The 21,917-nt window shown below is 42.3% G+C and carries 22 protein-coding genes and 3 pseudogenes; 9 read left to right on the plus strand and 16 right to left on the minus strand.

The genetic code is table 11. The features are described 5' to 3' along the window. Positions 1-9 precede the first annotated feature (9 nt). Complete coding sequence (cls, locus tag A3CS_RS0103755) at positions 10-1,467, plus strand: cardiolipin synthase (RefSeq protein ID WP_005546382.1); 1,458 nt, start codon at positions 10-12, stop codon at positions 1,465-1,467. Positions 1,468-1,528: 61 nt separating this feature from the next. Next, entirely contained in the window at positions 1,529-2,170 is a 642-nt protein-coding gene (locus A3CS_RS0103760) for a histidine phosphatase family protein (RefSeq protein WP_005546384.1), read from the plus strand. Positions 2,171-2,226: 56 nt separating this feature from the next. Here A3CS_RS0103760 and folC read toward each other — a convergent pair whose 3' ends face one another. After that, positions 2,227-3,573 carry a bifunctional tetrahydrofolate synthase/dihydrofolate synthase gene (folC, locus tag A3CS_RS0103765; protein ID WP_019518249.1) on the minus strand — a complete coding sequence of 449 codons (1,347 nt, stop codon included), beginning with the start codon at positions 3,571-3,573 and terminating at the stop codon, positions 2,227-2,229. 22 nt (positions 3,574-3,595) lie between these two features. Next, complete coding sequence (accD, locus tag A3CS_RS0103770) at positions 3,596-4,492, minus strand: acetyl-CoA carboxylase, carboxyltransferase subunit beta (RefSeq protein ID WP_005588913.1); 897 nt, start codon at positions 4,490-4,492, stop codon at positions 3,596-3,598. Between the two features lie 224 nt (positions 4,493-4,716). On the opposite strand from accD, the gene xseB reads away from it, so the two are divergent. The 3 genes from xseB to dxs all read left to right on the plus strand — a co-directional run bounded on the left by xseB (position 4,717) and on the right by dxs (position 7,798). Continuing rightward, positions 4,717-4,962: an exodeoxyribonuclease VII small subunit gene (gene xseB, locus A3CS_RS0103775; protein WP_005546390.1), complete on the plus strand. Its 246-nt coding sequence runs from the start codon at positions 4,717-4,719 to the stop codon at positions 4,960-4,962. Between the two features lie 10 nt (positions 4,963-4,972). Further along, positions 4,973-5,863: a (2E,6E)-farnesyl diphosphate synthase gene (gene ispA, locus A3CS_RS0103780; protein ID WP_005546393.1), complete on the plus strand. Its 891-nt coding sequence runs from the start codon at positions 4,973-4,975 to the stop codon at positions 5,861-5,863. A gap of 84 nt (positions 5,864-5,947) precedes the next feature. After that, positions 5,948-7,798, plus strand: coding sequence for a 1-deoxy-D-xylulose-5-phosphate synthase (dxs, locus tag A3CS_RS0103785; RefSeq protein WP_005546395.1), 1,851 nt, complete (start codon positions 5,948-5,950; stop codon positions 7,796-7,798). Positions 7,799-7,917: 119 nt separating this feature from the next. Here the strand turns inward: dxs and A3CS_RS0103790 are convergent, their stop codons facing one another. From A3CS_RS0103790 to tnpA, 5 genes and pseudogenes are all read right to left on the minus strand, one after another. After that, on the minus strand, positions 7,918-8,676 hold the full coding sequence (locus A3CS_RS0103790) for a DeoR/GlpR family DNA-binding transcription regulator (RefSeq protein WP_005546397.1): 759 nt from the start codon (positions 8,674-8,676) through the stop codon (positions 7,918-7,920). 65 nt (positions 8,677-8,741) lie between these two features. Then, positions 8,742-8,867 (minus strand): annotated as a pseudogene (locus A3CS_RS1000000112445) (galactitol-1-phosphate 5-dehydrogenase); the annotation flags it as partial. Continuing rightward, positions 8,867-9,286: pseudogene (locus tag A3CS_RS0103795) on the minus strand (class II D-tagatose-bisphosphate aldolase non-catalytic subunit); the annotation flags it as partial. The pseudogenes A3CS_RS0103795 and A3CS_RS1000000112445, both read right to left, overlap by 1 nt. A 17-nt stretch (positions 9,287-9,303) precedes the next feature. Next, positions 9,304-10,254, minus strand: coding sequence for a tagatose 1,6-diphosphate aldolase (locus A3CS_RS0103800; RefSeq protein ID WP_005546404.1), 951 nt, complete (start codon positions 10,252-10,254; stop codon positions 9,304-9,306). An 893-nt stretch (positions 10,255-11,147) separates the two neighbouring features. Further along, positions 11,148-11,438 (minus strand): annotated as a pseudogene (tnpA, locus tag A3CS_RS1000000111405) (IS200/IS605 family transposase); the annotation flags it as partial. Between the two features lie 46 nt (positions 11,439-11,484). Here tnpA and A3CS_RS1000000111410 point away from each other — a divergent pair. After that, positions 11,485-11,745 (plus strand): hypothetical protein, encoded by a 261-nt coding sequence (locus A3CS_RS1000000111410; protein WP_005575271.1) that lies wholly within the window; start codon positions 11,485-11,487, stop codon positions 11,743-11,745. A 48-nt stretch (positions 11,746-11,793) separates the two neighbouring features. On the opposite strand, the gene rplT is transcribed toward A3CS_RS1000000111410, so the two are convergent. The 3 genes from rplT to infC all read right to left on the minus strand — a co-directional run bounded on the left by rplT (position 11,794) and on the right by infC (position 13,167). Next, complete coding sequence (rplT, locus tag A3CS_RS0103805) at positions 11,794-12,147, minus strand: 50S ribosomal protein L20 (protein ID WP_005546410.1); 354 nt, start codon at positions 12,145-12,147, stop codon at positions 11,794-11,796. 53 nt (positions 12,148-12,200) lie between these two features. Further along, entirely contained in the window at positions 12,201-12,398 is a 198-nt protein-coding gene (rpmI, locus tag A3CS_RS1000000111415; RefSeq protein ID WP_005573011.1) for a 50S ribosomal protein L35, read from the minus strand. A 223-nt stretch (positions 12,399-12,621) separates the two neighbouring features. Beyond that, a complete protein-coding gene (infC, locus tag A3CS_RS0103810; RefSeq protein ID WP_431002974.1) occupies positions 12,622-13,167 on the minus strand; it encodes a translation initiation factor IF-3 in 546 nt (181 codons plus the stop codon). Positions 13,168-13,475: 308 nt separating this feature from the next. On the opposite strand from infC, the gene A3CS_RS0103815 reads away from it, so the two are divergent. After that, positions 13,476-14,255, plus strand: coding sequence for a ferredoxin--NADP reductase (locus tag A3CS_RS0103815; RefSeq protein ID WP_005546417.1), 780 nt, complete (start codon positions 13,476-13,478; stop codon positions 14,253-14,255). 116 nt (positions 14,256-14,371) lie between these two features. Here A3CS_RS0103815 and A3CS_RS0103825 read toward each other — a convergent pair whose 3' ends face one another. The 4 genes from A3CS_RS0103825 to thrS all read right to left on the minus strand — a co-directional run bounded on the left by A3CS_RS0103825 (position 14,372) and on the right by thrS (position 17,865). Continuing rightward, the gene (locus A3CS_RS0103825) at positions 14,372-14,671 is read right to left on the minus strand and encodes a restriction endonuclease (protein ID WP_005546421.1); all 300 of its coding nucleotides are present in this window, start codon (positions 14,669-14,671) and stop codon (positions 14,372-14,374) included. Positions 14,672-14,673: 2 nt separating this feature from the next. After that, positions 14,674-15,198 carry a restriction endonuclease gene (locus A3CS_RS01000000110840; RefSeq protein ID WP_233143745.1) on the minus strand — a complete coding sequence of 175 codons (525 nt, stop codon included), beginning with the start codon at positions 15,196-15,198 and terminating at the stop codon, positions 14,674-14,676. Positions 15,199-15,243: 45 nt separating this feature from the next. Next, positions 15,244-15,678: a type III restriction-modification system modification protein gene (locus A3CS_RS0103835; RefSeq protein WP_019518251.1), complete on the minus strand. Its 435-nt coding sequence runs from the start codon at positions 15,676-15,678 to the stop codon at positions 15,244-15,246. Positions 15,679-15,933: 255 nt separating this feature from the next. After that, entirely contained in the window at positions 15,934-17,865 is a 1,932-nt protein-coding gene (gene thrS / locus A3CS_RS0103840; protein ID WP_005546427.1) for a threonine--tRNA ligase, read from the minus strand. A gap of 240 nt (positions 17,866-18,105) precedes the next feature. On the opposite strand from thrS, the gene A3CS_RS0103845 reads away from it, so the two are divergent. Continuing rightward, the gene (locus A3CS_RS0103845; protein ID WP_005546428.1) at positions 18,106-18,981 is read left to right on the plus strand and encodes a fructosamine kinase family protein; all 876 of its coding nucleotides are present in this window, start codon (positions 18,106-18,108) and stop codon (positions 18,979-18,981) included. Positions 18,982-19,039: 58 nt separating this feature from the next. On the opposite strand, the gene A3CS_RS0103850 is transcribed toward A3CS_RS0103845, so the two are convergent. Continuing rightward, positions 19,040-19,864 carry an OmpA family protein gene (locus A3CS_RS0103850; protein ID WP_005546431.1) on the minus strand — a complete coding sequence of 275 codons (825 nt, stop codon included), beginning with the start codon at positions 19,862-19,864 and terminating at the stop codon, positions 19,040-19,042. Between the two features lie 189 nt (positions 19,865-20,053). Then, positions 20,054-21,112 (minus strand): protease SohB, encoded by a 1,059-nt coding sequence (gene sohB / locus A3CS_RS0103855; RefSeq protein ID WP_005546434.1) that lies wholly within the window; start codon positions 21,110-21,112, stop codon positions 20,054-20,056. Positions 21,113-21,304: 192 nt separating this feature from the next. Here sohB and A3CS_RS0103860 point away from each other — a divergent pair, with 192 nt between their 5' ends. After that, on the plus strand, positions 21,305-21,895 hold the full coding sequence (locus tag A3CS_RS0103860) for an NAD(P)H-dependent oxidoreductase (RefSeq protein WP_005546436.1): 591 nt from the start codon (positions 21,305-21,307) through the stop codon (positions 21,893-21,895). Positions 21,896-21,917: the final 22 nt, after the last annotated feature.

Here is a 21,917-nt window from a genome sequence, read left to right on the forward strand (position 1 = left end):
TCATTTTTTATGAATATTGAACAAATTACCGCCTATATTATCCCGGTATTGATCTGGATTCTGACCATTGCCATTACCATTCGTCTGGTGATCAAAAAGCAATCGGTGTCTGCTATGCTGTCTTGGTTGATGGTGATTTATGTGTTTCCCATCGTAGGCATTGTGGCGTATTTGATTTTCGGTGAAATCAATCTCGGGAAGCGCCGGGCCGCACTGTTTAATCAACTGAAACCGAAGTTTATGGCATGGTTTGAGAAGCTGTCGCAGTGCGATAATTTGGTGAATACCCAAACCAATCTACTCTATCGTCCGATTTTCGATTTAGCCAAACAACGCCTCGGCATTCCTTGCGTGCTGGGCAACGAACTGCATATTTTGGATACGCCGGAAAGTATCATGCGCAGCATTATCGAGGACATCAAAGGCGCTGAAAAATCCATCAATATGGTGTTCTATATTTGGTCTGCGAAAGGCTTGGTTGATGAGGTGATGGAAGCCCTTATCGCCGCCCGTCAACGCGGTGTGGAAATTCGTATTTTGCTGGATTCCGTGGGCAGCCGTCCGTTCTTAAAAAGCCAAGATTGCCGTCTCATGCAGGAACAAGGCATTGAAATCACCGAAACCCTGCATGTGAATTTGTTCCGTATGTTCTTCAGCCGCATAGACTTGCGCCAACACCGTAAAATTATCGTGATCGATAACCAAATTGCCTACACCGGCAGCATGAACATGGTGGATCCGAAGTTCTTCAAAAAAGACAGCAATGTGGGCGAATGGATTGACATTATGGTGCGTATTAACGGCCCTGTGTCGGCAGTGCTTAACGGCCTACATGCTTGGGATTGGGAGATTGAAACCGGGCAATCCGTCCCGCTGCATATTCCTGACAGCCCGTTGTTACCGCTGGAACAAAATAACTCGCACGCCGTGCAAATTCTCGCCACCGGTCCGAGTTTCCCCGATGATTTAATGGCGCAATCTCTTGCCATTGCGATTTTCTCCGCGCGTAAAAGCATTGTGATCACCTCGCCTTATTTCGTGCCGAGCCACAACATTGCCGAAGCCTTACGCATTGCGGCTCTGCGTGGCGTGGAGGTGTCCATTATTCTGCCGAAAGAAAACGATTCCATGATGGTACGCTGGGCAAGTCGTACCTTTTTTGATGATTTACTTGCCGCCGGCGTAAAAATTTATAATTTCAAGAAAGGGTTATTGCACACTAAAAGTATGCTCATTGATAACAAGCTCGCTTTGGTCGGCACCGTTAACATGGATATGCGCAGCTTTTTATTGAATTTTGAAGTGACTATGGTGGTGGAAGATCCGGCGTTCGCCAATGAAATTTCCTTGCTCCACGAAGGTTACATCAACAATTCAGAATTACCTGATCATGCCAAGTGGGCAAATCGTTCCGTTTATCAACGCATTATCGAAAAATTGTTTTTCCTCTTCAGCCCGCTGTTGTAGTAAAAAGTGCGGTTGATTTTCTCGGTGTTTTTATCTCGATAACATTTAATCAAGGATAATAATGAACAAAAATCTGACTTTTTATTTAATCCGCCACGGTCGTACCCTTTGGAACGAACAGGGTTTATTGCAAGGCTTCGGCAATTCCGCATTAACGGAAAGCGGCGTCAAAGGCGCACAGCTTACCGGCATGGCATTAAAAGACACACCTTTCGTAGCGGCTTATACCAGCTGCCTACAACGCACTATCGACACGGCGCAACATATCTTGGGCGAGCGAAATGTGCCGCTATTTCAACATTATGGTTTAAATGAACAATATTTCGGCACCTGGGAAGGCTTGCCCGTTGACGAACTACGCCATTTGGAAGAATTCCAACAAATGCGCAGCGACGCGGCAAATTACAAAGCGCAAAGCAATAACGGCGAGACCTTTGAGCAATTAGCCGAACGGGCAATGAAAGCCATACAGGATATTATTCAGGTGCATGATCAGGGAAATATTCTGATTATTTCCCACGGGCACACGCTCCGCTTGCTTTTATCTCTTTTCAACGGGGTAACCTGGCAGGAACACCGTAACGAGGGCAAAAGCCAGACCTTGCTGAATACCTCGATTAATATCGTGCGTTACCGACAAACCAACGCCGACGACGGTAAGTTTACCCTTGAAGTGATCAATGAAACGGGACATTTAAGTTAAAGAAAAAGCGCCAAGGTGATTAGCCTGCGGCGCTTTTTTATGATGCTTATTGAATGTTAGGCTTGGCTAAAGGTTAAAAACTCACCCACCGTATGAAATGAACCAAACACCAGTATGGTATCATTTTCATAGGAAATTTCTACCGCACTTTTTACGCCTTCTGCAACAAAATCGGCATAACCGCCTTTAACATTTAAGCGATGTTGAGCGGCAACCTGTTGCAACGTCACAAATAAATCCGCCCCGCGTTGACCGCGATAACCATCCAATGTCACGCAACGCCATTCATCTATTAAGGACAGCAACGGCGTCAACACCCCCACCGCGTCTTTATCTTTCAAAATGCCGCAAACGGCAATAAGTTTGCCATGAGATTGTGCCTTAAGTGCGGTCAGTTTTTCCGCTAAATAACGCGCCGCGTGCGGGTTATGCCCCACGTCAATAATGATACGCGGTAACGTTGTCACTTCACGCTGCAATTTCTGCGCCAAATGGGTTAACTGTGCCGGTTTGATGGTTTGAAAACGCCCGGTGAGTTCCACCTCAGCTAAGGATTTTTTAACGGTTTCAAGAGAAATGTCAAAAGGCAGTTTTTGCACCGCCGCGATCGCCGTTGCCGCATTGGCTAACGGAATTTGGCAAAGCGGTAAATCCGCTAAAAAATCCCACCGCACTTTTTGTTCCGGTTGCACGGTTTGCCATGTCCAATGTTGTTCTTGTTGGTTAAACGTCCAATCAAGATGGCGACAAAACAATTGGCTACCAAGCGTATTCGCGTGATTCAGCATGGTTTGCGGAATGTTCGGCTCGCCGATAATCACCGGTTTATGAGCGCGGAAAATCCCCGCTTTTTCAAAGCCGATTTGTTCACGGGTGGAACCGAGAAAATCCGTGTGATCAATATCGATGCTGGTAATCACCGCCATGTGGTTATCCACAATATTGGTGGCATCCAGCCGACCGCCCAGCCCTACTTCCAAAATCACCACATCCAAATTTGCCTGTTTAAATAAATGCAACGCCGACAAGATGCTGAATTCAAAATACGTTAAGGATTGGGTTTTGTGCTGCTCAATATAAGCGAAGGAAGCCGTATGCAGCATATCTTCCAGCTCCTGATTCTGAATACGCACGCGTTCGTTATAACGTAACAAATGCGGTGAAGAATACACGCCCACGCGGTAACCGGCGCTCAGTAAAATCGTTTCCAGTAAACGACAGATGGTGCCTTTGCCGTTGGTGCCGCCTACCGTAATCACAAAAGGTGCCGGCGTTAATAAATCCAGTGCCTGAGCGACGGATTTCACCCGTTCCAGCCCTAAATCGATAGCTTTAAAATGACTGTTTTCCAAATAAGAAAGCCACTCGTTGAGTGGCGAAGTGGCTTTTAATTCTGTTTGCATTATAAATGCCTTAAATGAGATTTTATGCGGCGGTTTCTTCAATAACCAATTCGCTTTCTACGAAAGGTGAAGGTTTGTTCATGAGTTTGCTCAATAAACTCGCCAAAGTATTACGCATATCGGCACGTTTTACGATCATGTCGATGGCGCCCTTTTCCAATAAAAATTCACTGCGTTGGAATCCTTCCGGCAGTTTTTCACGCACGGTTTGTTCAATGACGCGCGGCCCGGCGAAGCCGATTAACGCTTTCGGTTCGGCAATATTAATGTCGCCCAACATAGCGAAACTGGCGGACACACCGCCTAACGTCGGATCGGTCAACACGGAAATGAACGGCACGCCTTTTTCACGCATTTGCGCCAATACCGCACTGGTTTTCGCCATTTGCATTAAGGAGAATAAAGCTTCCTGCATACGTGCGCCACCACTGGCGGAAAAACACACGAACGGGCAATTTTCTTCCATGGCTTTTTCCGCTGCTTTCACGAATTTCGCCCCCACCACGGAACCCATAGAACCGCCCATAAAGCTAAAGTTAGATGCAGCAGCCACAAGCGGCATATTGTATAAGGTGCCGTAAAAGGCAATTAACGCGTCTTTTTCACTGGTGTCTTTTTGTGCGGCGGTAATGCGATCTTTATATTTTTTCAAATCTTTGAATTTTAAAATGTCTTTCGGTTCTAAATCCGCCGCCAATTCTTGCGCACTGTCTTGATCCAATAAGGTCAATAAACGAACACGGGCATCAATACGCATGTGGTGACCACACTTCGGACACACTTCCAAATGGCGTTTTAATTCCTCGCGATATAATACTTGTTCGCATGAGGTACATTTTGTCCAAACGCCTTCCGGCACATTGGCTTTGCGTGAGGAAGAAGATGTATTTTTACTAAAAATTCTATCAATCCAGCTCATATTTAACCTTTTCTCTTGATTAACAAAAAATTGTGGGCTATTAGACCATAATTTTTAAAATTTTTATAGCAATTTATATAGCTCTGATTAGCCATCAAGTGCGGTACTTTTTTGCGGCGTTTTTCACCGGCATTTTTCAGCGGAAATACCTCAAATTCGCCCTAACAAAATCACTAAAAATCAAGTACAATACGCCAATTCTATTTTGCGCAAAGGACAATATCATGGCACGTAAGCCGGCTGAAAAAAACGAACCTGATTTTGAAAATACGCTAAAACAGTTGGAGGAAATCGTTTCCCGTTTGGAAAATAACGAACTTTCCCTTGAAGACGCTTTAAAAGATTTTGAACAAGGGATCAAATTGGCTCAATTGGGTCAGGAACGTTTACAACAAGCGGAACAACGCATCCAAATTTTGTTGCAAAAAAGCGAAAGCGCAAAACTCAGCGACTATCAACCGGAAGAATAACAGGTCGGCAATGTATCATTTTTCGCAAGATTTACAGCACGTTCAGCAACGGATTAATCACTTCTTAGCCAAGCAATTTGCACACATTGACAGCGCCCCCGCGCCACTGGCTGAAGCCATGAAATACGGATTGCTATTGGGTGGCAAACGCATTCGTCCTTTTTTGGTGTACGCCACCGGCAAAATGCTAGGCGCTGACATGGCGCACCTGGATTACGCCGCCGCCGCTATTGAAGCCATTCATGCTTACTCTTTAATTCACGATGATTTGCCCGCTATGGACGACGATGAATTGCGTCGCGGACACCAAACCTGCCACATTGCATTTGATGAAGCCACCGCCATTTTAGCCGGCGATGCGCTGCAGACATTGGCTTTTGAGATCTTAACGGATATTCCTCATTTATCGGCAGAACAAAAACTGATGTTAATTAAAACGTTAAGTGCGGCAGCAGGCGTAAAAGGGATGTGTTTGGGGCAAAGTCTGGATTTAATTTCAGAACAAAAAATCATCAGCTTACAAGAACTAGAACAGATTCATTTAAACAAAACCGGCGCATTACTGACCGCTGCCTTAAAAATGGGCTTTATTTGCTCACCGCACTTTGCCGATGCAGCGTTAGCGCAACAATTGGAACGCTATGCTACGGCCATCGGTTTAGCCTTCCAAGTGCAGGATGATATTTTAGACATCGAGGGCGACAGTGCGACCCTCGGCAAAACCACCGGTTCCGATTTAACCGCGGACAAAAGCACTTACCCGAAATTATTGGGGCTTGAAGGCGCCAAACAAAAAGCACTGGAACTATACGAAAGAGCATTAACCGAGCTAAAAAATTTACCTTTTAATACCACCGCACTTTATGCGTTGGCGGAATTTATCGTTAAACGAAAAAGCTAATTTTTCTCCCAAAGTGCGGTAAAAATTAATCGTGTTTTTAATGTGTCGATATATAAATTTTAACGTCGGAATTGACTAACCATTATGCAAAATTATCCCCTTTTATCATTAATTAATTCGCCTGAAGATTTGCGTTTGTTGAACAAAGAGCAACTTCCTCAAGTGTGTCAGGAATTGCGTGAATATCTGTTGGAATCGGTTAGTCAAAGCAGCGGGCATTTAGCCTCAGGCTTAGGCACGGTGGAACTTACCGTTGCCTTGCATTATGTATTTAAAACCCCTTTCGATCAGCTAATTTGGGATGTAGGACATCAGGCATATCCCCATAAAATTCTGACCGGTCGCCGCGACCAAATGCCGACCATCCGCCAAAAAGGCGGACTACATCCTTTCCCGTGGCGCGGTGAAAGTGAATTCGATGTATTAAGTGTGGGACACTCCTCTACTTCTATCAGTGCCGGATTAGGAATTGCCATTGCCGCCGAGCGTGAAAATGCAGGACGCAAAACTGTTTGTGTCATCGGCGACGGTGCGATTACCGCAGGCATGGCATTTGAAGCGCTGAACCATGCCGGTTCATTGCATACGGATATGCTGGTGATTCTCAATGACAACGAAATGTCCATTTCTGAAAATGTAGGTGCGCTGAATAACCATTTAGCGCGTTTGCTGTCCGGTTCCTTCTATTCCAGCCTTCGCGAAGGCGGCAAAAAAATCCTTTCCGGTGTGCCGCCCATTAAAGAATTTGTGAAAAAAACCGAAGAACACGTCAAAGGTTTTGTCTCACCAGGCAGTACTATGTTTGAAGAACTCGGGTTTAACTACATCGGACCAATTGATGGACACAACGTGGAAGAACTGATTAGCACCTTGCAAAATATGAGCTCACTCAAAGGTCCGCAATTTTTACATATCGTCACTAAAAAAGGCAAAGGCTACACACCGGCGGAAAAAGACCCTATCGGCTTCCACGGGGTACCGAAATTTAACCATTTAAGTGGTGAATTGCCGAAATCCAACGCCACCCCGACCTATTCTAAAATTTTCGGTGATTGGCTATGTGAAATAGCGGAACAGGATCCGAAACTCATTGGCATTACCCCGGCAATGCGCGAAGGTTCCGGCATGGTGGAATTTTCTCAACGCTTTCCGCAACAATATTTTGATGTTGCCATCGCCGAACAACACGCCGTGACTTTTGCCGCCGGTTTGGCAATCGGCGGGTATAAACCGGTGGTCGCCATCTATTCCACATTCCTGCAACGGGCTTACGACCAGTTAATTCATGATGTGGCGATTCAGAATCTCCCCGTCTTATTTGCCATTGACCGCGCCGGCATTGTCGGTGCCGACGGACAAACCCACCAAGGGGCTTTCGATATCAGTTTCATGCGCTGCATTCCGAATCTCGTGATCATGACACCAAGCGATGAAAATGAATGCCGTCAAATGCTTTACACCGGCTATCATTGCGGCAAGCCCGCCGCCGTGCGTTATCCTCGCGGCAATGCGGTTGGTGTTGAATTGGAACCGTTGCAACCATTGGAATTGGGAAAATCCAAACTGATTCGCGAAGGCAAAAAAATCGCCATTTTAAATTTCGGTACGCTATTACCAAACGCTCTGCAAGTGGCGGAAAAACTCAATGCCACAGTTATCGATATGCGTTTCGTTAAACCGCTGGATGCTGCTCGTATTAATGCGGTCGCCAAACATGAACTTATCGTTACATTGGAAGAAAATGCTCTTCAAGGGGGCGCAGGCAGCGCGGTAGCCGAAGTGTTGAATCATCAACAACATCAGGTAAAATTGCTGCAATTAGGCTTACCGGATTTCTTTATCCCGCAAGGCACCCAATCGGAAATGCTCACCGAACTTAAGTTGGATGCTGCAGGGATTGAATGGCAGATTTTGAATTATTTAGGTGAGAAGTAAAAATTAGCCGCATAAAAAACCGTTCCGATGTTGGAACGGTTTCTTGTTCTCAAAAGTGCGGTCACAAAAAACGATGTTTTTATAAATCCTCTTCAATGCCTGCTCGCTCTGTAGGCAGGCTAAACCACCTGCAACGGCATATTTAACCCCGCCAATTCCGCTTTATTTTTTTCCGTAATATTGCTGTCGGTAATAATTAAATTTACTACACTCATTGGTAACACCTGATTAAAACCGTTACGATTGAATTTCGTCGAATCGGCAACACATACCACTTTTGACGATGCTTTCGCCATGATGGAGCTGATGTGATAGCCTTCGTTAAAAGTGGTAAGTCCATTAATCGGATCAATGCCATCCGCCCCGACGAACATAATATCCGCACGAATGCCGTTAAGTGTGTGTTCCGCAATAGTGCCGTGCATGGAGCGGGTTTTGTGACGCACATAACCGCCGCAAATCACCAATGTAATATCTACGGAATCGGACAACACAAAAGCGGCGGGAAGGTTGTTGGTGATAACGGTGATATTCTTAATTTTCAATAACTCATTGGCAATCATCATCGTCGTGCTACCACTATCCAGAATAATTGTATCCCCTTCTTTAATGAGTCCGGCCGCTGCTTTGGCGATACGGATTTTAGGATCAGGCGATAATAAATAGCGGTCATCCAGAAAGGTTTCGTTATCCTGTGATTGCAGTAATCCCGCACCGCCGTGAAAACGGGTCAGTAAATTTTGCGCTTCCAACAAACGCAAATCGGTACGAATGGAAACTTCCGATACATTAAAGCGTTTGGCAAGATCGCTGACTAATACGCTACCGTTTTCTTTTAATAAGTCGATAATCAGATTTCGTCGGTCAAAAGCATTCATAAATATTCCTTATACAGCAAAAATAAAAGCGTACGAAAGTTTCATACGCTTTTATTATATTACGTTTACTGAAATTTTAAGACTATTTTTCCATTCATCGGTGTGCCATCAAGCTTTTCAACTTCGGTAATATAATCTTCAATGAAATTTACCGACGCAATCAGTTTGTCGAATTGAATTTTACCTTGTTTACAGTCGGAGGAAGGGGCACCGGATCATCAGCACAAGACATTGAAGCATCCAAATGAATTTTAGTAAAACCCGCTTTCGCATAATCAATCACCAACGCTTTGGCTTTTTCCATCGCCATTTCAGCCGCTTCATTTTGCCAACAATTCGGTCCCAGATGATCGCCACTTAAAATAATGCGCTCTTTCGGAAAATTCACTTTTTCCGCTATCTGATAAACGAAAGCTTTAAAATCTGTCGGTTTCATACCGGTATAACCGCCGAATTGATTCACTTGATTAGACGTCGCTTCAATTAATACATCATTATCCGTCTCCAAATCAAACCGCAACGCTGCTTCAACCACCGGCGGATGCGCCGAACAAACCGAGCAAATTCCCACTTGTTGCCCTGCTTTATGTTTTTTCACTAATTCTTGCATTGTTGCATTCTCCTTTATTACTTAACCGGTGTTGCGGATTTCATTAATACCTCATTGAGTTCATTGATATTTTTTACACCTTGTGTACGTAACCATTCAGCCGCTTGTGCCACGCCTTGAGTTTTAAATGCCTCGGCACTGCCCGCCCAGGTAGCGCGTCCGCACAATACGCCATTAAAGGTAGAACCAGCCGATTTGGCAAATTCAAGCGTGTCTTGAAACAATTTCGGCGAAACACCTGCGCTTAGGAAGATAAACGGAATATCACTGCAATCGCTTTGCTCTTTAAAAAATGCCTGTGCGCTTTTTTGCGTATAGACATAGTCCTCACCATTTGTAAATCCTTGCACATAATTCATATCTACCGGAACTTCCACTTTTAAGACATCCACCGCAAAACGTTTATTCGAAAACACTTTCATCGCTTCAATCACTTTTTCAGGTTTCATTTTTGCGAATTCTTTCTTATACGAAACATTAGAGTCATACGTCAAAATCTCCAAAAAGAACGGCATTTCCTCTGCGATACATTCGGAACCGACGCGTTCTACAAAAGCGGTTTTCACCCGATTAATCGCGTCACCCTCATCTACATCAAAGTACAACAGCAATTTCACCGCATCTGCGCCTTTCTCTTTCAACCCCTTAACCGATACGCCGTCAATCAAATCGGGAAAACGTCCGATTTTGGTTTTGTCATAGCCGGTTTTTTCGTAAGCCATAATTAAACCGCAATGCTGCTCTTTTAATCCCGCTGCCTGCCAGCCAAATTCCGGATCCAACAAAATGGCTGAAGCCCGTGTCGTCAAGTTCTCGGACACTAACCTTTTAAAAATCTGAAGCTGCTCATCCGTTACCTCTTCACCCAGCATCCGCTTTAACGCGCCGCGCTGATCAATTGCTAAAGCGCGAAAAATTCGCTCTTTACCGTATAATTTTTCCAACCGTTTTTGTTTTAATATTGTCATCTTTTTCTCCTACTTTCGATATTCACTTAAAACTTTCGATATGTTTTGAATTAATAATACATAATAAAATAATTTTGAATATGAAAACTTATGAAAGTTGTGATCAATATCACAAAACATTACAAATCGTATTTTCTAAAATTAATAGGCGATGCTTTGCCGGGATTCGAGAGAGAAAAAAGTGCGGTCAAAAATTTTAGTATTTTTTAAAGTAGAAGTGGTAGGCTAGGACAGGCACCATAGAAATCTGTCGGTTACAACCGACAATAGCTGAAAAGAGATGGTTAAGAACAAAAAAACCTCATACAAAAATTTACAAAACAAGTTATTTAATCTTATTTAAAAAGTTTTCTTACTATTTATTAATGAGTTACAGGTCTTCGAAAAAATAGAATGTAAGCTTTTGTAAATTACAAGTTTTTTTTTCATTTTTACGAACTATTTTTTCTGTTTCTAGTCTTAATAATTGCTAGTGCACTGCAAATGCAGTTGTCTTTAAAGTTTTCTTATATTTAAGACCTCCCCGCTATCCAGAATTGGGTAGCGGTTTTTTCTTTTTCGAGAACAGAGAAAAATGTAGTCTATTTTAGAAAGTAGATTTCGTACCAAAACGCTTTTCAATTTTCCTGTAAAACCCTAACAGGACCTAGCTCCCACCCCCTTATAGTATTCAATAAATTCAAAAATATCCAAACGACGATCTATGGTCTCGACTTTATCAATAAAAGAATACACAACACCCAATTTTTCATAAAATGCGCACTGTAGACCTAATTTATTTCGACGATTAAGTAATAATTCTCTTAACCAAATATGTTCATTAGAATGAATGGATAATCTTAAATAACGATCCGCACGTAAAACGTGCAGTTTTTAGGCTACCTTATAAGGGCCTAGTATAAATATCCTCCTTTTTCCTGATTCCTTATATACTCCTCCACAGCCTTTGTATTTAGCCCTACCGTGCTTACATAATAGCCTTTCGACCAAAAATNTCGGTTACCATAGTTGTATTTTAGGTTCGCATGCCTTTCAAAAATCATTAACGATGATTTTCCCTTTAAATACCCCATAAAACTTGATACCGATAATTTCGGCGGAATTTTTAGAAGCATATGAATATACTATTTCAGTGCATGCGCTTCTATTATTTCCACATTTTTGTAGTCGCATAATTCATTAATATGCTACCTATATGACCATTACAACAGAAGTGGAAACTATTATATTTTGGCAACAAATATTGTTTATGGTTTAGTTTCTTTAATTTTATACCCTTATTCACGCTTTACTTATGAAGGTATTGTTGAATACATTGTGGGAGATAATATATTCATCACAGATGCATTATTTATGATGACAGTAAAACTGATAACAATGGCTATCTGTTACTTTTTTGCTTTATTTATCTCACCAATCGGACTCATTTGGCTCTATTTCTATTATTCAAAACAAGAAAAAATAGCCAATCAATCAGAAAATCAACAATAATAAAAAGGACGCTCATGAGCGCCCTTATTTTTTATCTAAACTTTAAAATTAAAGTGCAGATTTTGCTTTTTCAACTAATGCAGCGAAAGCCACTTTGTCGAATACGGCGATATCAGCAAGGATCTTACGGTCGATTTCAACAGAGGCTTTTTTCAAGCCATTGATGAATTTGCTGTAAGACAAACCGTTTTGACGAGCCGCTGCGTTAATACGCGCAATCCATAATTGACGGAATTGACGTTTACGTTGACGACGGTCACGATATGCATATTGACCGGCTTTGATCACCGCTTGGAAAGCAACGCGATACACGCGTGAACGTGCACCATAATAACCTTTAGCAGCCTTAAGAATTTTCTTATGGCGTGCTCTTGCAATAACACCACGTTTTACACGAGCCATTATTTAATCTCCTATGTAATATTTTAACTAAAATGAACTGACGTACGTTGTGCTTATGCGTATGGCAAGCACGCGACTACTAATACTAAGTCGGACTTAGCAACCATAGATTTATGGCGTAGGTGACGTTTACGTTTTGTTGTTTTCTTAGTCAAAATATGACGTAAGTGAGATTGTTTACGCTTGAAACCACCGGAAGCAGTTTTTTTGAAACGCTTAGCAGCACCGCGTGCTGTTTTAATTTTAGGCATTGTCTAATAACTCCGCATTGTTTTTAACACTAATCACGCCTTTATCTTTAAAGCGATTACTACGTTAAACCGCTTCACCGTGCAAATTGCACTGTCTTCAGCGGTTTGCCTTGTACTCACTTTAAATCTAAAAGGCTCTATCACAAATAATCAGGCGAATAAAAGTGCGGTTGAAAAAACACTTGGAATTTTCACCGCACTTTTGTTACTTGAAATGCACTGATTATTTCTTTTTCGGAGCAAGCACCATAATGGCTTGGCGACCTTCCAATTTACCCGGTGCAGATTCCACCACGGCAATTTCGGCTAAATCATTTTTAACACGCTCTAACACGTCCAAACCGATATCTTGGTGAGCCATTTCACGTCCGCGGAAACGAACGGTGACTTTGGCTTTATCCCCATCTTCCAAAAAGCGAACCAGGCTGCGTAGTTTTACCTGGTAGTCGCCTTCGTCTGTGCCGGGACGGAATTTAATTTCTTTCACCTGCACAACTTTCTGCTTTTTCTTCTGCTCTTTGGCCGTTTTGCTTTTCTCGTAAAGGAATTTACCGTAGTTCATAATGCGACATACCGGAGGTTCCGCATTCGGGCTAATTTCCACAAGATCTAAAGCGGCGTTTTCCGCCATCTCCAATGCCTGTTGAATCGGAACAATCCCAACTTGCTCACCGTCCTGGTCAATCAAGCGGACTTCTTTCACTCTAATTTCATCGTTAATACGATTAGGGCGATTTACTGCGGGTGCTTTTTTTACGGTTTTAATAATGACATTCCTCTATTAATTAAGTCACAAAACTGCTGTTTTATCTATTAAGAACAGAAGTTAAATTCATTTTGCGTGCTCTGATAATGAGCAAAAAACGGGGTGCATTTTACAGAATTTTGCACCGTTAAGCAATAGCGAAACCGTCCATAAAAATTGATTTTAAAACCTTTTATAGCAATAAAATAATTATAGAAAGAAAATCGGTAATTCAATGCGAAGTAGTATAAAATATCACCACACTAACGATTGGCGGTTTAGCCGCTTTTTACTTTTAATTATTTATTATTTAGGAAAATCAGGAGCTATTTATGAACACATCCGTAAAAGAATATACTTTCACCGAACAAAAAGTCCGTTGGGTGAAAAAACATACGCCGAAACTCCTCTCTTTCAGCATCACCCGACCTGCCGATTTTGATTTTATTGCCGGTCAATTTGCCAAATTAGGTTTTATGAATGGAGATAATTACGTTTCCCGCGCCTATTCCATGATCTCTTCCGAAACGGCGGAATATTTGGATTTTTACGCCATTTTAATCGAAGGCGGCATCATGTCCGCCTACTTTAAGCAAATGCAGGCGGGCGATACGTTACTACTTGAGAAAAAGCCCGTCGGCTTTTTTACCGTCAACCGAATTCCACAGGGTAAGGAATTAATTTTGCTTGCCACCGGTTCAGGCATTGCACCTTTTTTATCCATGCTGCAAAGCGAAGAATTCTGGCAAAAAACGGACAAAATTGTGCTGGTGCATTCCGTGTCTTATGCCGACGATTTAGTTTTTGAGCAATACTTGGCTGATTTAAAAGGTCATTCCCTTATCGGCCAATATGCCGATAAACTAATTTATCAACCGGTCATTACCCGAGAAAAAGTCAACAGCACATTACATCAACGCATTCCCCAATTGCTGGAAAACGGCGAATTAGAACACGCCTTAAATATCCGTTTTAGCAAAACCGATACGCGTTTTCTGATTTGCGGCAATCCGAATATGGTAAAAGCAAGCTATGAGCATTTAAAAGCCAAAGGATACGCCCTTCATCGCGTACATAAAAACGGCGAGATTATGATGGAAAACGCGTTTTAAAGTGCGGTTGATTTTTGATGCGTTTTTTAAACGGTTCTGCCGCCGCGAATTTGTCGGCACATTTGTTGCATGTCGGCGGCGGTTTGATGGAAAAAATAGTGGTAAATCCCTCCAAACTACCCGGATAAAGAGGTTATCGTTTTCATAATCAACTCAGCCACCCTGTCCCCCTCAAACTGAGTTTTAAACACGACTTTCACCTCTTTTGAGATTTGGGCAAATAAACGTTCGGCGTGTTTGATTTTGCGTTCTTCGCCTTTTCGTAAGTTATCCGAACCATCCACGCCTTTTGCTTCAATCACAAAATTCAAAATCTCGCCTGTTTTGGTTTTGACGATATAGGCAAAATCAGGGGAATAAGTCCCGCCTCCTGCCACGGGGATTTTGATAGAATTTTTCGGGATTTTAGTAAACACGGTTACACCTTCAATTTCTTCGCTGGCGATGTTTTGATGTTCAATTTCTGAATCATAAAAATTTCGCCAAACAAATAACTTGCCGCTGGTTCATGGATTTCATCTGCCATTCGTCCCAAATCAGCCACGCGCACCGCTTTTGCTTTGCCGTTTTTATCGGTAAATTGCGTCGGGTGAATGGCATTATTCACCAGCTGATACCCCAGTTCAAACTTACTAAACGAATGATTTAGCAAAAATTGATTAAACCCGCTTTTGATTTGCGAAATGGTCTGCATATTCAAAAATTGGCTAATATCCAACGTTTCTCGCATTTGATAAAAGGCTTGATGCAGCGTGGTCATTTTGATTTTTGCCGCTGCTGACAAGTTTTCCAAAAACTCACGATATGTCATAGTGTTAAAACGAATCGGCGTATCGTCTAGATTTTCCTTGTCTCGGGTCAGCATCACGTTATTTTTTATGTAGGTTTCCGACACTTTTGTGCGAATGCCTGCTTGTTTGAATTTATCTGCATTTTCCTGCAAATAAACGACAAATAAGGCTAAAAAGTCGGCTTATCAGCTGATTAACTATTCGGGCGTGAATTTGCAGTCGTCTTGATAGACAAAGCCATCTGAACCTGTGTTATACGGCGGATCGATATAAATCATCTTCACTTTGTTTGTATAAGCATTTTTTAGGTGCTTTAACACGTCCAAATTATCCCCTTGGATTAACAGATTTTGGCTGTTGGCATTTTCAGGTTTAGCGTTGTGGTTTTTGTCTTCGCAAAGTAAAGTTTCAGGCGGAAGATTACGCAGCAATTTGGCATAGGATTTACCCAACCAGTTCATTTCGTAAAATTCACGGCTGATGTCGGCTTGTTCTGCAATTTCAGATTGGAATTTTTCTAATAAAAATTGACCGCTTACATCGAAACAATTCGGGAAAAGAGCTTTAAGTTGGGTAAGTTGTGCAGAGTTAGCGGAAACGCCGTCACGAGAGAAAAGTTCTTCGGAGATCATTTATCCTCCGAATAAATTTTTAAGAAAAGTGATAGATTTTGCTTGCAATTAACGTTTAGTTTAGGCAAGGCAAGGCAAGGCAAGGCAAGGCAAGCATATTTTTTACTCCTATTACTGGTTGTCAAGTACAAAGTGTACTTTGTTTTATACAATATCGAGTGTTAAAAAGCTGAAACTACGCCGGTCGGAAAAATCAATAAATCTATTGAATGATGATTCCTGCTAGCGTAATTTCAGCTCATTTAATTGTCAGAACTACGCCTCACCCAATAATTTCAATTCGCGATTTCTCACTTGTTTTTTCAGAATGTCTAAAAATTCTTCCACGGTGAAGGTGCCGAGATCTTGACCTTTACGGGTGCGTACTGCCACTTTGCCGGCTTCGATTTCTTTGTCGCCGCAGACCAGCATGTAAGGCACGCGACGCAAGGTGTGTTCGCGGATTTTGAAACCGACTTTTTCGTTACGCAAATCGGTTTTCACGCGCAAGCCCGCATCGGAAAGCTGTTTCGCGACTTTTTGCACATATTCCGATTGAGAGTCGGTAATGTTCATCACGACCACTTGGGTCGGCGCCAACCAAGCCGGGAAGAAACCGGCGTATTCTTCGGTGATAATGCCGATGAAACGTTCAATGGAGCCCAAAATTGCACGGTGAATCATAACAGGCACTTTACGTTCGTTATCTTCTCCCACATAAGAGGCATTTAAACGTTCCGGCAGGAAGAAGTCTAACTGAATCGTGCCGCACTGCCATTCGCGATCTAAGCTATCGGTTAAAGCAAATTCCAGTTTAGGACCGTAGAATGCGCCCTCGCCTTCCTGAATTTCGTAAGACAAGCCGTTATGTTCCAACGCTTTCGCTAAGTCCGCCTCCGCTTTATCCCACATCTCATCGGACCCGATGCGTTTTTCCGGGCGGGTGGAAAGTTTCACTTTGATGTTTTCGAAACCGAAGGTGCTGTAAATGTCATACACCATTTTAATGCAGGAAGTCACTTCGCTTTCCACTTGATCCGGCATACAGAAAATGTGAGCGTCATCTTGAGTAAAACCGCGCACGCGCATTAAACCGTGCAATGAACCGGACGGTTCGTTACGGTGGCAGGAACCGAATTCCGCCATACGTAGCGGTAAATCGCGATAAGATTTTAAACCTTGATTGAAGATCTGAACGTGTCCCGGGCAGTTCATCGGTTTGATGGCATATTCGCGGTTTTCAGAAGAGGTGGTGAACATCAAATCGCCGTAGTTTTGCCAGTGACCGGTTTTTTCCCACAACACGCGATCCATCATGAACGGACCTTTCACTTCCTGATAGTCATATTGTTTCAATTTAGTGCGCACGAAAGTTTCCAGTTCACGGAAAATCGTCCAGCCGTCATTGTGCCAGAACACCATACCCGGCGCTTCTTCCTGCATGTGATATAAATCCAATGCTTTACCGATTTTACGATGATCCCGTTTTGCCGCTTCTTCCAGACGATGCAAATAGGCTTCAAGTTGTTTTTTATCCGCCCAGGCGGTACCGTAAATCCGTTGCAGCATTTTATTTTTGCTGTCCCCACGCCAGTATGCGCCGGCAATTTTTTGCAATTTGAAATGATGACAGAAACGCATATTCGGCACATGAGGACCACGGCACATATCGATATATTCTTGGTGATGATAAAGTGCAGGCGTTGCGGTGCGTTCAATGTTTTCATCTAAGATCGCCATTTTGTAAGGTTCGCCGCGTTTCCCAAAAGTATCCCTTGCTTCTTGCCAACTCACCGGCGTTTTGATGACGTCATAATTGGTTTTTGCCAACTCCAACATCCGTTTTTCAAGGGCGTCTAAATCCTCTTGGGTTAAAGAGCGGTCTAAGTCCACGTCATAATAGAAACCGTTGTCGATGGTAGGCCCGATGGCCATTTTGACGTTTGGAAATAATTGTTTAATGGCGTGACCAAGCAAGTGTGCGGTAGAGTGACGGATAATTTCCAGACCGTCTTCCTCTTTGGCAGTAATAATTGCAACACGGCTGTCTTCGGTAATCAGGTCGCAGGCATCTTTGCGTTCGCCGTTGACACGACCGGCAATGGTCGCTTTTGCAAGTCCTACGCCAATATCTTGAGCAACTTCTAATACGGTAACGGGTTTATCAAATTGACGTTGTGAACCGTCAGGTAAAGTAATAATCGGCATAATAAATCCTTCTACAGTGGTCACCCATACGCAAGGTGACTTGTTTCATTTCATTTAAAAAACGCTTAAAAAAACCACCGCACTTTTATCATCCTTACAAGCGGACAAACCAAGTGCGGCGCGCAATTTTAGCATATTTTACAATGACAACCAAATGTCTAAATTTTGACTTGAGTCACAGTAATTTTTTCTCAATCTTTTACACTATAAACATGATTAACTGAAAAAAAGGAACATGGTATGTGGAAATCGATTTCTCAAGTTTTAGCTGATCAATTCGGGGCGTATTATTCCATCAAAAATAAAACCAAAATTCATACGGGCGAAATGCATGAATCTTGGCTCATTAATGACGGCATTCAACCCGTCTTCGTAAAACTGAATGAAAAGTCCTACCGTTCCATGTTCCGCGCCGAAGCGGATCAATTGATCCTTTTAGGCAAAACCAACACCGTACGCGTGCCTGAAGTGTATGGTGTGGGATGCTCGCAAAATCATAGTTTTTTGTTATTGGAAGGCTTAAATATGCAACCGAATACGCCGCAAAATATGGCGGAATTCGGTGAGCAACTCGCCCGTTTGCACCAATATCACGGCTCAGAAAACTACGGTTTGTCTTTTGATACTTGGCTTGGTCCGCAATATCAACCGAACGAATGGAGCAACCACTGGGCGAAGTTTTTCAGCGAACAGCGGATTGGCTGGCAATTACAGCTTTGCGCGGAAAAACAACTGCATTTCGGTGATACGGAAACCATCATCAAAGCCGTGGCAACGCTGTTGGCAAAACATCAGCCGCAGCCGTCTTTGCTACATGGTAATTTGTGGATTGAAAATTGTGCCAATATTGACGGACATACGGTTACTTATGATCCGGCGTGTTATTGGGGGGATCGGGAATGCGATTTGGCGTTTACCGAATTATTTGAACCGTTCCCGCGTGAATTCTATGAAAATTATGACCGCACTTTTCCGTTAGAAGAAGGCTATCAGGATCGAAAAATCGTGTATCAGCTTTATCATTTGCTTAACTTCAGCAGCCGCTTCCACGGCAATTATGTGGCACTTGCCAATAAATGGGTGCATGATGTGTTGCAACGCTATGAAAATCTATAAGCACAACACAAAAAAAGAAAGGGCATTTAGCCCTTTCTTTATATCTCTGATTTAACCATTATTTTTGATATAACGGAGTTGGTCCTATTTCGCCGCCAACTTGTTTACTTTCATCTTTTGGTGTGATACCGGAAGAGGAAATTTCAACACGACGGTTTGGACGCAAGCAGCTGATTAATTGGCTGGATTTAACATTGTTACAGGCTTGAACTTGGTGAGCTTCACCGTAACCAACTGCATTAATTTGAACATCAATACCTTGTTCAATTAAACGGTTTTTAACACGATCTGCACGACGCTGGGAAAGATCCATGTTATACACTTTGGAACCTAAACGGTCGGTATAACCGGCAACTTTCACTTCCTGCGCTTTGGATTCTTTTAATTGTGCCGCCACTTTATCAACCACTTCTCTGCCTTTCACCGTTAACGTATCTTTATCGAAATCAAATAAGAAATCGGCGGTTAAAGAATAAGAAGAGTTACCGTTACAGCCATTCGGATACCAATAAAAGTTTTGTGCGTTCATGTTGGAATTGAATAAGATTTTATATTGGCACACTTTGTGCTCGCCGTTTTCACGATAGTTAAACACATAGTCCCATTCGCGAATACCGAATAAACCTTCAGCGAAGTGCGGACGACCAATCAAGTTATAAAGCTGATCTTTATTCATGCCTTTTTCAATCATACGAACATTGTCCCAGTTCGGCCAGGAACCGAATTGGCTACCGTTATGATTAAATGTAGATTTTTCAATTTGAGGCCATACTAATTCAGAACCTTCGGCAGGAGTACCTTCTTTAGATACTTTACTTAAGTTACCACAAGCAACAAGAGTTGCCGCTGCGATTGCAGATAATAAGAAATGTGATAATTTCATCTGTTTTACCTTATTTTTAGGTGAGTAGAACAATCCAAAGGAACCATAGATATAATAAAAAGAAGGCTCAAAAAGCAATAGTGCAACTTCAATTTCAGCTCCGTATGGTAATTACAAAACGGATTAAAGTAAATCCGAGTTTTCTATTTTTAATCAATCTGTATAAATAGAATCGAAAAAAATAGGATGTTATATCAATGTTCTTTCATTTTTCTTAAGCCAACGTAAAGCAATATTATCGGCACTTTCTTCCGCCTGTTTACCGACTTTTTGTAATAACGATTTCTTCACCGCATATTTTACGCCGATAACCGATTTCTCTTTCATCGCCTGTAATAGCAAATCATCGCTGGTCATAATCTCATCCACTAAATTTAAATTTAATGCCTGCTGACCGAACCAATGTTCCCCTGTTGCTACTTTATCCAGATCCAAGTGCGGTCGATTCTGTGCGACAAATTGCTTGAATAACTGATGAGTTTCTTCTAATTCCTGTTGGAATTTTTGCTTTCCTTTTTCGGTATTTTCACCAAAAATCGTCATAGTGCGTTTATATTCGCCTGCCGTCATCACGTCCACATCCACATCATGTTTTTTTAGTAGGCGATGAACATTTGGAATCTGCGCTACCACACCGATAGAACCGATAATAGCAAACGGTGCGGATACAATTTTATCGGCAACACAGGCCATCATATAACCGCCGCTTGCTGCTACTTTATCCACGGCAACGGTTAATCTAATGTTGCGTTGTTTCAAACGCATTAATTGAGAGGCAGCGAGCCCATAGCCATGTACAACACCGCCCGGGCTTTCCAAACATACCAAAACTTCATCAGTGGGTTTGGCAACTTGAATAATAGCGCTGATTTCCTCTCTTAACGCTGCTGTTTCCGAAGCAGAAATATCCCCTTTAAAATGTAAAACATAAAGAGTTGGCTTACGTTCTTCTGCCGGATTTTCGCCTTTTTTACGTTGCGCTTTTAATGCTTTTGCTTTCGCTTTTTCCGCTTTTTTCTCGGCTTTTTCCGCCGCTTTTAATTCGTCTTCGGTGAGATGAAAATCGCTTAATTTTTTACCATTTTCCTCAAATTCCTTGGATAAATCGGTAATCACCAATTCACCGTGCAAATGCGCTTTTTTCTGTTTAATTGCAATAATCATCGCGACCACGGCGGCGATCACAAGTAATAGCGTGATAACTTCCAAAAGAAATACACCATAACCAATAAAAATTTCCGACCACATAATTTTTCCTTCATATTATTAACAAGAGACCAGATTATAGGAGAAGCCTTTCCTTAAAGCTACTTTATCTCTCAAATAAATCGGATTATTAACCCATCGTTAATAGTGCTTTTCAAAAGAAAAGCCTTTATTTAAAAAAAACATTCGTTAAAATGACCGCACTTTTCACTCATTCATTTAGGAAGGAACAAAATGAACAACGTTCTTGTATTAAAATCCAGTATTCTGGCAGACAGTTCACAAACCAATCAATTATCTGATTATTTGGAAAGCAAGCTTACAGGCAAAAATATCGCCGTGCGCGATCTTGCAGTAAATCAACTTCCCCACTTTGGTGCCACTGCCACAACCGCCCTACGCGGTCAACCGACGACAGCGGAAGAAAACGCATTATTGGCGTTATCTGATGAATTAGTCGCCGAAATTAAAAACGCAAACACCATTATCATCAATGCACCGATGTATAATTTTAATATCCCTACCCAATTAAAAAGCTATTTTGATTTCATTGCACGCCCTCGCGTAACATTTCAATATACGGAGGAAGGCCCTGAAGGATTATTAACAGGCAAAAAAGCCGTGGTATTAGCTGTATTCGGCGGGTTCCACCAAAATCAATCTTCCGATATCGTCACGGCATACTTAAAAATGATTTTAGGTTTCGTGGGTATTACCGATGTGCAATTCGTGTATGCAGAAGGCATTGGTTTTGGTCCTGAAGCGGTTGAAAAAGCACAAGCGCAAGCGAAAGCAGAAATAGATAAAATTGTGGCCGCACTTTAATCTCATAAATCTCATAAGAAAC

The organism is Aggregatibacter actinomycetemcomitans DSM 8324 (assembly GCF_000372365.1).
Taxonomy (GTDB): domain Bacteria; phylum Pseudomonadota; class Gammaproteobacteria; order Enterobacterales; family Pasteurellaceae; genus Aggregatibacter; species Aggregatibacter actinomycetemcomitans.

Bases quoted from the DNA above. Each gene is read 5' to 3' on its own strand.
- cls (WP_005546382.1), top strand. From the start codon at position 10: ATGAATATTGAACAAATTACCGCCTATATTATCCCGGTATTGATCTGG.
- A3CS_RS0103760 (WP_005546384.1), top strand. From the start codon at position 1,529: ATGAACAAAAATCTGACTTTTTATTTAATCCGCCACGGTCGTACCCTT.
- folC (WP_019518249.1), bottom strand. From the start codon at position 3,573: ATGCAAACAGAATTAAAAGCCACTTCGCCACTCAACGAGTGGCTTTCT.
- accD (WP_005588913.1), bottom strand. From the start codon at position 4,492: ATGAGCTGGATTGATAGAATTTTTAGTAAAAATACATCTTCTTCCTCA.
- xseB (WP_005546390.1), top strand. From the start codon at position 4,717: ATGGCACGTAAGCCGGCTGAAAAAAACGAACCTGATTTTGAAAATACG.
- ispA (WP_005546393.1), top strand. From the start codon at position 4,973: ATGTATCATTTTTCGCAAGATTTACAGCACGTTCAGCAACGGATTAAT.
- dxs (WP_005546395.1), top strand. From the start codon at position 5,948: ATGCAAAATTATCCCCTTTTATCATTAATTAATTCGCCTGAAGATTTG.
- A3CS_RS0103790 (WP_005546397.1), bottom strand. From the start codon at position 8,676: ATGAATGCTTTTGACCGACGAAATCTGATTATCGACTTATTAAAAGAA.
- A3CS_RS0103800 (WP_005546404.1), bottom strand. From the start codon at position 10,254: ATGACAATATTAAAACAAAAACGGTTGGAAAAATTATACGGTAAAGAG.
- rplT (WP_005546410.1), bottom strand. From the start codon at position 12,147: ATGGCTCGTGTAAAACGTGGTGTTATTGCAAGAGCACGCCATAAGAAA.
- rpmI (WP_005573011.1), bottom strand. From the start codon at position 12,398: ATGCCTAAAATTAAAACAGCACGCGGTGCTGCTAAGCGTTTCAAAAAA.
- A3CS_RS0103815 (WP_005546417.1), top strand. From the start codon at position 13,476: ATGAACACATCCGTAAAAGAATATACTTTCACCGAACAAAAAGTCCGT.
- A3CS_RS0103835 (WP_019518251.1), bottom strand. From the start codon at position 15,678: ATGATCTCCGAAGAACTTTTCTCTCGTGACGGCGTTTCCGCTAACTCT.
- thrS (WP_005546427.1), bottom strand. From the start codon at position 17,865: ATGCCGATTATTACTTTACCTGACGGTTCACAACGTCAATTTGATAAA.
- A3CS_RS0103845 (WP_005546428.1), top strand. From the start codon at position 18,106: ATGTGGAAATCGATTTCTCAAGTTTTAGCTGATCAATTCGGGGCGTAT.
- A3CS_RS0103850 (WP_005546431.1), bottom strand. From the start codon at position 19,864: ATGAAATTATCACATTTCTTATTATCTGCAATCGCAGCGGCAACTCTT.
- sohB (WP_005546434.1), bottom strand. From the start codon at position 21,112: ATGTGGTCGGAAATTTTTATTGGTTATGGTGTATTTCTTTTGGAAGTT.
- A3CS_RS0103860 (WP_005546436.1), top strand. From the start codon at position 21,305: ATGAACAACGTTCTTGTATTAAAATCCAGTATTCTGGCAGACAGTTCA.